Below are 13,234 nucleotides of genomic sequence, written 5' to 3'. Positions count from 1 at the left end.
AAACGACTTCAGGAAATTGACTGAACGTGAACACCCGGAGTACAAACTCCGGTGGGTGATGCGTTAAGAAACGAGGTGTTCACGTTCAACCAGAATGGGTGTTCACGTTCGCCGGAATACGCACAGGCAGCACAGGCGCAACAACGCAGCGATCAGCGAAGGCGGCAGGCTGCCAAGGCCCACAAGCGGGCGTCGTCATTGATTAACTGGGTGAGCCGACTGATCCGCAAGCGTTGGAGTCCGGACCAGATCGCTGGCCTGATGGCACGAATGGGCGAGCTTCGGGTTAGTCGCCAGTGGATCTACGACCTGATCCTTCGCGACCAGGCCAAGGGTGGCAAGCTCTGGACCTACGGCCGACATTCCAGGAGGCGACGTGCCCAAAGGAGTCTGGCCAAGCGTGCGGGGCTGGGCAAGATCCCGAACAGGACCGGCATAGAACAGCGTCCCTCGGAGGTTGAGCAGCGACTGACGGTGGGCCATTGGGAAGGCGATACCGTGCTGCACGGCCACAAGCAGTCGGGCATCGTGACGCTGGTGGAACGCCGTAGCGGTTACTTGCTGGCAGGCCAGTTGGGGCGTATCACCGCCGAGCTGACGACCAGCATGATCGTACGCTTAATGAAACCGATTCGAGGCGCCGTCAGCACCCTGACGCTGGACAACGGCAGCGAGTTCGCCGACCACCAGCGAATGGCCGCCGCCTTGAGCATGGCGACCTATTTCTGCGATCCGTATTGCTCGGGACAACGCGGCACCAATGAGAACACCAATGGGCTGTTGCGGCAGTACTACCCGAAAGGCACGGACTTCTCAAAGGTCAGTCAGCGAGCGCTGAATCGGGTCGTCGATGAACTCAATAATCGCCCCAGGAAACGACTGGGGTATCGGACACCGGCAGAGGTGTTCTGGGGTGAATATTCCGGAGCACTACAAACGAGTGGTGCTGCACTTATTGTTTGAATTCAGGAATTCAGGAACGAAAGAGTGCAGTTTTGTTTACTCTTGAGCCCAGATTCCCAAGAGCAATGACACTTCAAAGTTTAGATGTGTAAACTTCATAAGAAATATTGTTTTTATTTTCATTTTTTACCGAGTACATCAATTGATCTGCGAAATCCATTACTTCATCAATCTCTTCTGGAAAGTTTTCAAATGTCGCCACTCCGACACTAAAGCTTACCAGCCATCCATGCATTTTCATTTTATTATCCAGACATTTTATAGCCTTGGAGAAAGCCGCCTTTGCTGCATGCTGTTCTGTCTCTGGCAATAAGCAAGCATATTCATCCCCTCCCAACCGAGCGACTATGTCAGTAGATCTTAGAGACGACACTAAACATTTTGCAACTTCTCTCAAAAGCTGATCACCCACAGCATGACCGAATGAATCATTAACATTCTTGAAATTATCAACATCTATATAGGCCAATGAAAATTCATGACTATATCTTTTAGCTCGAATCAATTCATTGGCAAGCTCTGAATAAAAGCTTCTGCTACTGTGAACCCCGGTCAAACTATCAGTATCTGCGGCTAATGCTTCGAATTGGTGGACATTTCTGAAGTTAACGAGCAGCATTGCAAACAACGGATATGCTATGAGGTAAGGTGCCCCATGAGCTAGGATAGCAAAACTGAAAACCGATAATCCTGAAACATATAGTTCAAGAACAACAATAACTAAAACAGACAAAATCGATAGAGCAACACCAGACTTTTTTGTTCCGTACCAACATGACAAAACAATGGGAAAAATGTAAATCGGAGCCATGTCGAAATTTCGACCCAGCATTATTTGAAAAAAAACGATCAAGACCATAATGCTTAATGCAAGTTTCCAGATCATCCCCGGATTTCGATTCTCTAAAATACTGAAAACCGTATTCATTAATTAGGCCGCCCTGCGTCAAGAAAGAACCTGCACGACTTAAAATATCAGGCTCTATATCAACAATAGATATCCATCAATTTCCTGAAAATGCACCTAATTGTTTACAAATTCATTTCCACTTCAGACGGCAATGCTGACCATTCATTGTGCCATCATGAATTTTGTTTTACTCGCGACCCGCTTCAGGAACTCCTCCTGAGGCAGTCGACCACATCAAGAACGAAATCCCCGCCAGTGCGGAGAACATGGATGCAGCAAAGACCCCCAGCTTAGCGCTGTCGATGAGACTACTGTCAAAAGCAAGATTGGCGATGAATAACGCCATGGTGAATCCAATTCCAGCCAGGAAGCTGCCGCCAATCAGCAATCTCCACGAGAGATCTGGTGGTAGAACTGCAACGCGGAAACGGATAGCCAGCCAACTGAATAGCAAAATTCCTATTGGCTTACCGACGACAAAACCCAGAAAAATCGTCAAGGTGAGCGAACCAACTAGGCCGTCGAGCGTGAATGGCAACCCAGCATTGGCGAATGCGAACAGCGGCATGATGATGTACCCCACCCAGGGGTGTAAAGCCATTTCCAATCGTTCCAATGGAGACAAGGTTTCGCGCGCGGCAATTTCGGCCATTTGTAAGGTATTCCGATCCTTCGTGTCACCGCTACTTTCGCTGCTGGACGGATGTGCAACAACCTGCCCCAGAATTGAGTACAAGCGCACGTCGCTGATCCATCGACGTGCAGGGGTCATCAGACCAAGGATCACTCCAGTGATGGTTGGATGAATGCCGGATGCATCCACGGCGAGCCAAACTAGTCCACCGACCAGTATGTAGAGTGGGAAACCGCGAAAGCCGAGCTTTGCCAAGGCACGTATGATCCCTATTCCCACCGCAGCCACCAGCAACAACCACCATGCGATGCCGCTACTATAGCCGATGGCGACAACGAGTATGGCGCCAACATCGTCAACAATCGCTAGAGACAGCATAAACACGCGCAAACTTAGAGGCACACGGGAGCCAAGCAATGCCAGGCATCCAATCACAAAGGCCGTGTCGGTTGCCATCACAGTGCCCCACCCATGTTGGCCGGGGAGCCCGGATTGCAATACCAGATAGATCGCTGCAGGGACGATCATCCCGCCCAGGGCAGCCGCTATCGATAGAGCAGCCGTGCGCGGCTTGCGCAACTCCCCCAGCACCAACTCTCGTTTGAGCTCCAAGGCAACGAGAAAGAAAAACAGTGTCATCAGCCCATCGTTGATCCACTCCCGGAGGGAACGGGCAAACTCGAGCGAGCCGATCTGTAAGCCTACCCGTGTTTCCCAAATATGTTCGAAAGGCGCGGCCCATGGGGAGTTGGATAAAACGAGTGCGGATACTGCGGAAATCATCAGAATCGCGCCGCCCGCTGACTCAATGTGCAAGAAACGCAAAAAGGGGCTCTTGAGCCGATCGACAAACTCCTTTGGCAGTTGGGCGGCGTCAGGACTTTCTTGCGGATCTGTAATCACGAGATTGCCTTCCCCAAATCACATACCTTGGGGGCGCTGTCCATGGACACCCGGTAACTAGCAATGGCTGCGTTGAGTTAATACTGCCCAGCGAGTATCCGCTAACCATCATGTTTCGCCTCCCGATAGGACACCATCCGCTGCCTTTCTTCGTCCCACAGTGCGGATCGGAAACAGCCAATGATGTCCCTGGGAGCCAGCGTGGTTGTCAACGGTGATTGAAGTTCAGGAATCGCCGCCATCGCCTCCGGCAAGCGATAGAATGGAATGCGGACATTGAGATGATGAATATGGTGGTAGCCAATATTCCCGGTAAACCACTGCATAACCCTGTTCATGCGCATGTAACTTGATGATTCGATGGCGCCCCGGTAGTAGGTCCAAGCCTCAGGGGATACGATCTGCATGCGCCGGAAACTGTGTTGGGCAAAAAAAAGATAGCACCCAATTGCCGAGGCAATGGTCAATGGAAGCAGCATGACGAAAAAGACCAGACTGAACCCGCCCAGTATCCACAGCAATGCCATCAAGCCAAAGTGACTGATCAGCGATATGACTGAGTCGACGTGTTGAGCCGGAGTCCGCAGCAGGGGAAGGATCGTGATGTTTAAACCAAAGACAACGGGATAGCCAAACAATACCACCAAAGGATGCCGTTGGGCCCGGTAAACCAGGCGCTCCCGCGGTGTCGCCACTTGCCACATACGGGTGGTTATGAGCGGGAAGGCCCCGACACTGGAGGCACTGACTTTACCAACGTGACCATGGTGATAATTGTGACTTTCAAGCCAGGACGTGGTTGGCGCCAGGGTAAGAGCTCCGAAGGAATGAAATAGCCAGTGGGCGACCCGGAATTCTTTGAGAATCGCACCGTGCAGGTAATCATGAAAGGTTATAAAGGAGCGCACGATCAGCAGTGCTCCCAGTATTGAGAACACCAACTTCAGCGGCCACCACTCCAACATTCCCGCGACGGCTAGAGCGGAAATCATTAACACAAAGGTTGAGCCGACGTACCACCAGCTTTTAGCTGAAGACTCTTCAACAAAAGGTTTGGTGGCTTCGAGCAATTCCCTGCCTACCCGGACGTCCGCACTATGCTCTGGCAAGCTCTCGTCCGCTGCTCGGACGTTATACTGATGCATCACCAACCTCCCCCTTTCACCTTAAAACTAGATCCACTGACATGAGAATTCCAACAGCATTATGGAAGAGTGAATTTCGGGGTCTACCTTTGCCCTCCCGACAGTAAAAACTGGAAAGTAAAAGACAAGACCTGATCCCGGAAGCTCGTAAAATAGATCTGTCCGGGTTTCCACTGGTTTTTAAGGCCGCTGTCGCCCGCGCATTAAGCGTGCTGCCCACGGTCGCTGCGCCATTCGCTGGGTGTCTGGCCGGTCCAGCGCCGAAACGCTCGAGTGAAATTCGCCGGATTGAGGTAGCCAAGACGGGTTGCCACATCCTGCAGCTGTAGCGTTCCTTCCTCAATCATCGCGCAGGCGTCTCGCCTTCGTGTTTCATCTAGCAGCTGTTGAAAAGACGTGCCTTCATCACTGAGCTTGCGCGCTACCGTGCGGCTGGTCATATGCATTTCGTGGGCAATGGTTTCGAGGCTGGGGTATCCACCGTTGGGAGCTTGCACGAGCTTGGCGCAGACACGCAGGCCGATGCTGTCACCGGCGCTTCCTAATTGTGCCAGCTCGCGTTCACAGAGCTCAATTGCCTGCTTCGATGCCTGAGGATCTGCCATAACCGGTTGCAGGTCGAGAAGCGCGGCAGGAAAACGCAGCAGGTTTGCATTCTGGGAGAATACAACCGGTGGGAGACGATCACGGTAGGCGTCGTGGTATGGCGGTTTCCGCCAGTCGAAACAAACGTCAACCTCGAATGCAGACAAGGGCTTGCCAAGGATGGCTGCTGCGCCACGAGCCATACCGATCAAAATATGTTCATAAAAGAAAGAGCGAAGTGCTGGAATTTCGTGTTTTTCACGAAGCCGAACAATTGCGTTTGAGCCTTCAATGAACAGCTCCATGGTGAAGTTGCGCTGGCGTGATTCGAAGTAGCGCGCGGTGAGTTCCAGGGCTTCACGCATCGAACTGCAGCTCATGATGGCGTAACCCAGAAAACCGTTAACGGTTGGGCGCATGCGTAGCCCGCATTCGTACCCTAGCCCCTCGTCATCACAGAGTGTCATGGCGCGGTATACCGCCGCGCTCCACTGTAACGGGGAGATGCGCGCATTGGTCTGTTCCAGCACCGTAGGGGCGATAGGCAGACCTGCCAGCAGCGTGGCCTGGTTGTGCCCGCGATCATTTACCACTTCCAACAATAATTGCAGGTAAGACGCAGGTATAGAGGGCTTGTCGAGTCCGATTAGTGCTTTCATGTCTGATAATGATAAGCGATCTGTCCGGCCTTCGCCTCATGTTTGATCGCTATTTTACGCGAGACTGTTCTCCAACAACTGACTCACAAGGAGAAGAACCATGAGTAGTTTAGCAACGACCGTATTGGGCAAGGGTGCAAAGAACAACGCTTCGGCCCCGGCCAAGGGCGCTGTAGCAAATAATTCAATGGTTACTGCCCGTGTGGCGAACTTGAGAACACTGGCCGAATCGGACCCGCAGGCGGCCCAGGATCAAACCTGGACCTGGCTGCAGGAACTCGGTGAGCGGCCGTCCGCGGATGCGGCGCAGCACGACCTGATGGCCCTGCTGGACCTTGGCGTGCCGGCTGATGTGGATGGCCGTTCCGACGGGGTTTTGCTGCGTTGGGTCGACGACAACAACCTGAGCCGCGGCGGGCGGCTCCTGTTCCCTTTGGTTAAGGGTTACGTGGCTGCGTTCGGCAGTCCGTGGCTGGGCAAGAAATACGACCAGGCGAATGGTCGCGGCACCAACACCCTCACCCCGGCCGCAAAACGCCTTACGCGATTGATTGCCCCGCGCTACCGGATGCACCGGAATGGCGACGTGTATGAGGGGTTCGAGATGTACACTCGTGTCCAGGAAAGCGTACTTGTGCCCGGCAGCAAAGTCCTGGTTCTCGATTTCCAACCCGCCGAGTTGGGTAATCCCTGGCCGGTTAACCTGATTCACGACGAGGTCGTCGAGATTGCTGCGGGTGTGTTCCTGGGCACCAAGACCCTGCGTGTGAATGGCGGCTACCAGCAAGTGGCCTGGTGGGCCACCAAGAACCCAGTGGAGGCATAAATATGAAAGCTATCACGCTCGAAGGCGCTAATGTTGCCATCACGGGAGCGGCGCGCGGCATTGGCCTGGCGACCGCCCGAGCTTTTGCCGCCAAAGGCGCCAAAGTCTGGATTGGCGACCTAGACGCCGCCGAGGCCAAGGTCGCCGCTGAATCCGTGGGCGGCCAGGGGTTCGCCCTTGATGTTCGCTCGAAGCAGTCCTTCGCCGATTTTCTCGGCCAGGTGGACGGCCCGCTGGACATCCTCGTCAACAATGCCGGCATCATGCCCATGGGGTCATTCCTGGAAGAGGATGACAAGGTGACCGAGGCGATCCTCGACATCAACACGCTGGGTCCGATCTGGGGCATGAAGCTGGCCCTGCCCGGTATGGTCGAGCGCGGCCAGGGTCATGTCATCAACGTGGCGTCCTACATGGGCAAAGTACCGCTGGCTGGTGTTGCCACCTATTCCGCCAGCAAGCATGCAACGCTGGGCCTGAGCGAGGCGGTGCGGGACGAGCTGGCCGGCACCGGCGTCACCGTCACCGCGGTGTTGCCATCGGCGGTTCGCACGGAACTCGTTTCGGGTGTCCAGCTTGGCGGCGTGCTGCCCACGGTGGATCCCGAGGATATCGCCAATGGTATTGTGAAGTCCTGCCGTACCCGCGAGCCCGTCATGGCCATTCCCGGGTGGATGCGTCAGTACGAACTGATCGCCGCGATTGCGCCGGATACTTTAGTCGGCAAAATTCGTGGAAGCCTGGCACGAAAACGGACACTGGAGCACCTCGATCAGGGTAGTCGGGCGTCTTACCAGAACCGCGTCCGCAAGCTGAGCAGCAGTGGTGACGAGGGTTGAGCAAAGGTTCTTCCACTGTTCTGCTTGGCGAGCCACCAAGGTCGTGAGTAAGGAAACGAACGACACGGGATTAACCTCCTGTCGATAGGTGCATGGGAAGTGGCTGGCGGAATCATCAAGAATGCCACTTCCAAAACGCCCGGCAGGGTTTGTCACCGACGAATTGCTCGACGGCCACGCACCAATCACTTGGGCAGGCTCGCCGCAGATCATATCTGCAATCGGTACATTTCGGCGAGGGGAAAGCCTGGCTGCCAGAAGAGAAAGAGCAAAAGACAAGACCCAGAAAACTCATGTTGGGCACTAGATTGCCGAGAATCCAGGGAGCCTCTGAAAGACAGAGATGATCCGGAGTTGTTCAGAGGCTCACTAGGATTAGTCCTATTTCAGGAAGGGCAATTCCTGCTGACTCAGCTTACCCAGCAGCCCTGGCACCAATCGTTTGCCCAGGTACATCCCCCATGCTTCCGGTGATACCGGCTGAACCGCGATGTTTCGTTTCACCGCCTTGAGGATCGCGTCGGCAACGTGGTCAGCGGAGTAGTTTCGCTTCTCATAGAACTGCACGACTTTTTGCTGCACATCCCCCTCACCCATAGCGCCCTCCATAATGGTGTTTTGAACGATCGGCGTGTTAATAACGCCCGGGCAGATGGCGCTGACACCGATACCATGGCTTGCCATATCCGCTCGCAGCGATTCGGTCAAACCGAGAACGGCGAATTTGCTGGCCGCGTAGACCGGCATTTCCGCTCCCGCAAAAAAGGCGGCTGCCGATGCGGTATTGACTACGTGCCCACCTTGGGCGCGCTTTACCATCGCCGGCAAAAAGGCCTGGCAGCCATGCACTACGCCCATCAGATTGACGTCCATGACCTTGTGCCAAGTGTTCAGGGAGACATCGAGAAATCGCCCAGCACTGCCGATACCGGCATTGTTGACGAGGATGTCCAATGCCTCAATCTTCGCATGTACCTGTTCAGCCATCGCTTGCACGGAGTCCGGGTCGGCGACGTCGCACACCAGCGTTTGCGCCGAACCTCCGGCCTCGCGAATCATCTTGGCCGTATCGGCCAGACCCGATTCGTTCAGGTCCGACAGCCATACCTGCGCACCGGCCCGGGCAAAGGCCAGAGCGGTGGCCTGTCCAATACCGCTGGCTGCACCAGTAACCAGCACCTGTTTGTTGTTAAATGATTTCATTCAGTTCTCCTTACGATCTGACAGCCCTAACCATCGCCTTGAACCTCAGGAATATCCGTATCAGATTGGGTCAGACTGATTTTTAGTATTTCAGGGTCTTGCCTTTTGCCCCCTCGTGCAGAAGCATAAAATCGAGAGCAAAAGGCAAGACCCGACCCCGAAGCTTCTCGAAGCTTCTGGGAAAATCGGAACAGATTTATTTAAGAGGCTGTCAAACAAGTGAAAATAGTTCTGTCCCGGTTTCCTCTCACTCAAGACTCGGCCCCGATTCTCTATCAACCCCAAGCCTCCAGGGCACTGCGTACGGTTTGTGTTAACGGCTGCGGATAAATCTGGGTCAGTGTGACCGAATCACAGTTCTGAAACAGAAGGAACTGCGCGACGGCGTCAACCAGGGCCGAGATCACCGCATCGGTGTCAGAGCTGCGGGGTTCCAGGTGCAGGGATTTGATTTCCAGTTGCCTGATTCTCCGGTGGGCCTTGCAATCCATCCGGCCTATAAATTCATCGCGGTACAACAATGGCAAGCAGAAGTAGCCATACTGCCGCTTGGCTTCTGGTACATAGCATTCAATCTGGTAGTCGTACTGGAACAGGGCCTTGAGCCGGTCACGCTGGATCACGCTGTTGTCAAAGGGAGACAGAATTTTCAGCCGCTGTTTCAGCCTTGGAAGAGACTGTTCAAATGCCCCCGCTTCCAACAGGAACACGTCGCCGCCATTCACCTGAACCTGCTCCAAGGTACCTTGCGCGAGCCGATCGTTGACCTGGACTTTCACCGCCTTGCGCAGTTCGGTGTTGCGGCGCAGGTACGTCAGCCCCTTAAGTGACACCATCCCATGGCAACGCAACTGTTGATCAATCAGGTGCGTGGCAAACTCTTCCACGCTGGGCATGGCTGTATTAAGGTGAGCCGGCAACACCCGCTCGGTCAGATCGTAGGTTTTCTGAAAACCATCCCGATCACTGACCATCAGGTCGCCTTCCATGTACAGCTGTTCGAGGGCTTTCTTGGCGGGCTTCCAGTCCCACCAACCGGCCTGTTTTCTGGCGCCGGCCTCCACGTCCCGGGACCTCAAAGGGCCATCGGAACGGATGCGGGTAAGCAGCTCCCTCATCAGTTTCCTGTCCGGGTTTCGGTACCAGTGGGTTTGCCCGCTCTTGATGGCATGTTTGTAGGGTAAGGAAAAACGATAATCGTCGATTGGCAGAAAGGCGGCTGCGTGAGACCAGTATTCGAAGATGTCGCGACTGCGCAACAGCCGGTCGATCATCGCCGGTTCGAACCCGGGTACCCGGGAGTGAAGCACGTGATGGTGCGCACGCTCCACCACCGAGATGGTGTCGATCTGCACATAGCCCACGTGGTTGATGGCTCTGCGTGCCCCGGCCAAACCACGCCCAAACGGTTGGTTCTGCAACAACCCCTGGGCGTTCAGGGCCAGGCGACGCAGTCGCGCCAGATCCTTTGGCCGTCGAACTTCTATCATAGTCCTGCCACCTTACTGTTGGCCTCGCGCCTTGTTGGTATGATCACTTAAAAACCGGAGCAGGTTTATTTTAGGGCCTGCCACGTGACAAGGGGTCAGATTGAATTATAAATAATCAGTCTATAGAAAACCGGGACAGAGTAGAAAGCCGGGACAGTATTATTTAAGAGCCTGTCAAACCAGTGAAAATAAGTCTGTCCCGGTTTCCCTTCATGTTTGTGGGTTAGGTTCCGTTGCGAGCATGAGGGCCGGGTCTTGCCTTTTTCCCTCCCCATCCTCAAAGGCAAAAGGCAAAAGGCAAAACTTGAACACCCCAGCAGCTCTCGCTCTATCGGTCATGACGTGTTGACAAGGATTACTCTGCCGGGAGCCTGGAATACAGGCGAGCACTTCCGCAAAGGTTGCAGCTTGATAAGCCAAAGGTATTGAAGAGCGATACTTTCTGTTTGTATTGGTCCGTGTTAGTCCGTGGCCCACCTTGCCCTGGGCAGTTTCCCCTGAACGGCGTTGCGAAATATTGTCTCCAGGTCATTGGCATCGACGGACCGCGGGTTGCCCGCGGCCGAAGGGTCCTCTGCGGCGAGGCGACCAACCTCCTTGGCCTGGTCGAGCGGTACATCCAGCTCCGCCAGGGTATGGGGGATGCCCAGGTCCCGTCGGAACGCCAGTACCCACTGCAATACCGCCTCGAAGCTTGTCTCCGCCAGGCCGACAACCTGGGCGATGGGTTTCATGCGATCTTCAATGTGGTCCCGGTTATGCACCATGACATAGGGCAGCACGATGGCATTGGTCAGGCCGTGGTGGGTGCGGTACATCGCCCCGACGGCATGGGAGATGGCATGCACGCCACCAAGCCCTTTCTGGAAGGCAATAGCCCCCATGCTTGCCGCGGCCAGCATTTCGGTACGTGCCTTCAGGTTATGCCCGTCCTGGTAGGCAACCGGCAGCGCCCTGGCCACCAGGCGCATACCTTCCAGGGCAATGCCATCGCAAATCGGATGGAAACCCGGTGCGCAGTAGGCCTCGAAGCAGTGTATGAACGCATCCAGCCCGGTCGCGGCGGTGACCGGGGCCGGCAGCCCCGTGGTCAACTCGGGGTCGAGGATGACGGTCACCGGTAGCATCCTGGGATGAAAAACGATCACCTTGCGCAGTTCGGCTTCGTTCGAAATGACCGCGGCCCGGCCGACCTCGGAGCCGGTGCCGGCGGTGGTGGGGATGGCGATGACGGGCGCGATGCCTTCCGGGTCGGCGCGTTTCCAGTAATCGCCGATGTCCTCGAAATCCCAGATCGGACGCGTCTGGCCAGCCATGAAGGCAATGGCCTTGCCCACGTCCAGGCCGCTGCCGCCGCCCAGGGCGACCACGCTGTCATGTCCGCCCGCCCGATAGGCGGCCACGCCGGCCTCGACCATACGTCCGGTGGGGTTGCCCTCCACGTCGGCAAACAGGTCGGCGTCCAGGCCGGCGTCCGTCAGCGCCTTCAGCGTTCCAGTCACCATGGGCAGGTTGGCCAGGCCACAGTCGGTGACCAGCAAGGGGGCCTTGAAGCCCAGTTCGTTGCACAGCAATGGCAACTCCTGCAAGCGGCCAGGGCCGATCAGCATACGATTGGGCAGGCCCCAGTTTGCGATCAAGGATTGTTCCCGGCTCATCTAGCCTCCACTGGGTAGTCTCAAATGAAAACTCTTGGGTTGGGTCAGGGCGTCATAGCCCAGTTCCGACAAGGAGGCACCGTGGCCGCTGTGTCTCACGCCGGTCCAGGCCAGGGCGGGGTCGAGCACATCACAGCGGTTCATGAACAGGGTGCCGGTTTGCACCTGGCGGCCCAGGCGTTCGGCGGCCTCCAGGTCCGGTGTCCAGATCGAGGCGGAGAGCCCGAACTCGCTGTCGTTCATCAGCCGGATGGCTTCGTCGTCCGAGGCGACGGCCATCACGCCCACCACGGGGCCAAAACTTTCCTCAGTCATCACCCGCATGCCATGGTCCACACCGGTCAGGATCTGTGGTGCCATATAGGCGGTGCCCGGCTTGTCTTGGGCAAAGTGCTTGGGGTCGATCACGGCGGTGGCGCCGGCCTGGACCGCCTCGGCGACCTGGGCGCGCACGAAGTCGGCGGCACCCGCCCTCACCATTGGCCCCAGGGTGGTGCCCCGGTCCAGCGGGGTGCCCAGGGACAGCTTCAGCGCTTCGGCCGCCAGGGCCTCGACAAAGGGTTGGTAAACGTCCCGATGGACATAGAGGCGCTCCACCGAGCAACAGGACTGGCCGCTGTTGAAGAAGGCACCGTCCGCCAGGTTGACCGCGGCGTCGGTTATATCCGCGTCCGCCCGGACATAGGCCGGGTCTTTGCCGCCCAGTTCCAGGGCGGTGCCGGCGAATTGACCGCTTTGTGCCACCGCTTGCTGAATGTTGCGGCCACCGCGCACCGAGCCGGTAAAACTGACAAGGCGAATGGCGGGTTCCCGTAACAGGGCGGCGGTGGTGCAATGGCCGAGGTGCACCGCCTGGAAGACCCCCTCGGGCAGGCCTGACTGCCGTAATACCCGCTCCAGGCGTTCGGCGCAGATCAGGGTCTGTTGCGCGTGTTTCAACAAAACGGCGTTGCCCGCGGCCAGTGCCGGCCAAACCGAGTTGACCGCCGTCATGTAGGGGAAATTCCATGGCGCGATGGTCAGCACCACGCCAACCGGGTCGCGCAGGATGTAGCGTTTGAATCCGGCCTTGCCCGCGATCTCGATCGGGGCCAGCGCGCGGGGCGCTATCTCAAGCATGTAACGGGCGCGTTCGGCGAACCCCCTGGCTTCCCCGGGGCCCTGGGCTATGGGGCGGCCCATTTGCCAGGCCAGTTCTTCCGATAACTCATCCTGCTGTTCCAGCAACGTATCCACGGCGTTGTCCAGAATGCGCAGGCGTTCATCCAGGGCGGTGTCCCGCCAGGCCCGCTGGGCCTCCGTGGCCCGACTCACGGCCTGCCGGGCCTGGGATTGGCTTAAATAGGGCCGCTCGGCATAAAGGGAGCCATCCACAGGGCTGATAATGCGTGCCATATCCGACATAAGCGTTTCCACTCC

At 56.4% G+C, this 13,234-nt stretch carries 10 protein-coding genes and 1 pseudogene; 3 read left to right on the top strand and 8 right to left on the bottom strand.

The annotated features are described in order from the left end of the window. Positions 1-126: 126 nt before the first annotated feature. A pseudogene (locus N6L25_RS13540) lies at positions 127-963 on the top strand (IS30 family transposase); the annotation flags it as partial. Between the two features lie 73 nt (positions 964-1,036). Here the strand turns inward: N6L25_RS13540 and N6L25_RS13535 are convergent. The 4 genes from N6L25_RS13535 to N6L25_RS13520 form a co-directional block, all read right to left on the bottom strand. Continuing rightward, positions 1,037-1,891, bottom strand: coding sequence for a GGDEF domain-containing protein (locus tag N6L25_RS13535; RefSeq protein ID WP_271981245.1), 855 nt, complete (start codon positions 1,889-1,891; stop codon positions 1,037-1,039). Between the two features lie 169 nt (positions 1,892-2,060). Beyond that, positions 2,061-3,410 (bottom strand): Na+/H+ antiporter NhaA, encoded by a 1,350-nt coding sequence (nhaA, locus tag N6L25_RS13530; protein WP_271981243.1) that lies wholly within the window; start codon positions 3,408-3,410, stop codon positions 2,061-2,063. Positions 3,411-3,511: 101 nt separating this feature from the next. Continuing rightward, complete coding sequence (locus tag N6L25_RS13525) at positions 3,512-4,555, bottom strand: fatty acid desaturase family protein (RefSeq protein ID WP_271981241.1); 1,044 nt, start codon at positions 4,553-4,555, stop codon at positions 3,512-3,514. A 203-nt stretch (positions 4,556-4,758) separates the two neighbouring features. Continuing rightward, on the bottom strand, positions 4,759-5,799 hold the full coding sequence (locus N6L25_RS13520; RefSeq protein ID WP_271981239.1) for an AraC family transcriptional regulator: 1,041 nt from the start codon (positions 5,797-5,799) through the stop codon (positions 4,759-4,761). A gap of 202 nt (positions 5,800-6,001) precedes the next feature. Here N6L25_RS13520 and N6L25_RS13515 point away from each other — a divergent pair, with 202 nt between their 5' ends. Both N6L25_RS13515 and N6L25_RS13510 read left to right on the top strand, forming a co-directional pair. Continuing rightward, the gene (locus tag N6L25_RS13515) at positions 6,002-6,625 is read left to right on the top strand and encodes a hypothetical protein (RefSeq protein ID WP_271981237.1); all 624 of its coding nucleotides are present in this window, start codon (positions 6,002-6,004) and stop codon (positions 6,623-6,625) included. A gap of 2 nt (positions 6,626-6,627) precedes the next feature. Further along, positions 6,628-7,464 (top strand): SDR family oxidoreductase, encoded by an 837-nt coding sequence (locus N6L25_RS13510; RefSeq protein ID WP_271981235.1) that lies wholly within the window; start codon positions 6,628-6,630, stop codon positions 7,462-7,464. A gap of 381 nt (positions 7,465-7,845) precedes the next feature. On the opposite strand, the gene N6L25_RS13505 is transcribed toward N6L25_RS13510, so the two are convergent. The 4 genes from N6L25_RS13505 to N6L25_RS13490 form a co-directional block, all read right to left on the bottom strand. After that, positions 7,846-8,667 carry an SDR family NAD(P)-dependent oxidoreductase gene (locus N6L25_RS13505; RefSeq protein WP_271981233.1) on the bottom strand — a complete coding sequence of 274 codons (822 nt, stop codon included), beginning with the start codon at positions 8,665-8,667 and terminating at the stop codon, positions 7,846-7,848. 275 nt (positions 8,668-8,942) lie between these two features. Then, positions 8,943-10,157, bottom strand: coding sequence for a winged helix-turn-helix domain-containing protein (locus tag N6L25_RS13500; RefSeq protein ID WP_271981230.1), 1,215 nt, complete (start codon positions 10,155-10,157; stop codon positions 8,943-8,945). 461 nt (positions 10,158-10,618) lie between these two features. Next, the gene (locus N6L25_RS13495) at positions 10,619-11,815 is read right to left on the bottom strand and encodes an iron-containing alcohol dehydrogenase (protein WP_271981228.1); all 1,197 of its coding nucleotides are present in this window, start codon (positions 11,813-11,815) and stop codon (positions 10,619-10,621) included. Continuing rightward, positions 11,816-13,219: an aldehyde dehydrogenase family protein gene (locus N6L25_RS13490; RefSeq protein ID WP_271981226.1), complete on the bottom strand. Its 1,404-nt coding sequence runs from the start codon at positions 13,217-13,219 to the stop codon at positions 11,816-11,818. Between the last annotated feature and the right edge of the window lie 15 nt (positions 13,220-13,234).

The sequence above is a fragment of the Marinobacter sp. SS21 genome, from assembly GCF_028369065.1.
Lineage (GTDB): Bacteria > Pseudomonadota > Gammaproteobacteria > Pseudomonadales > Oleiphilaceae > Marinobacter.
This window is presented reverse-complemented; position numbering and strand designations above follow the sequence as displayed.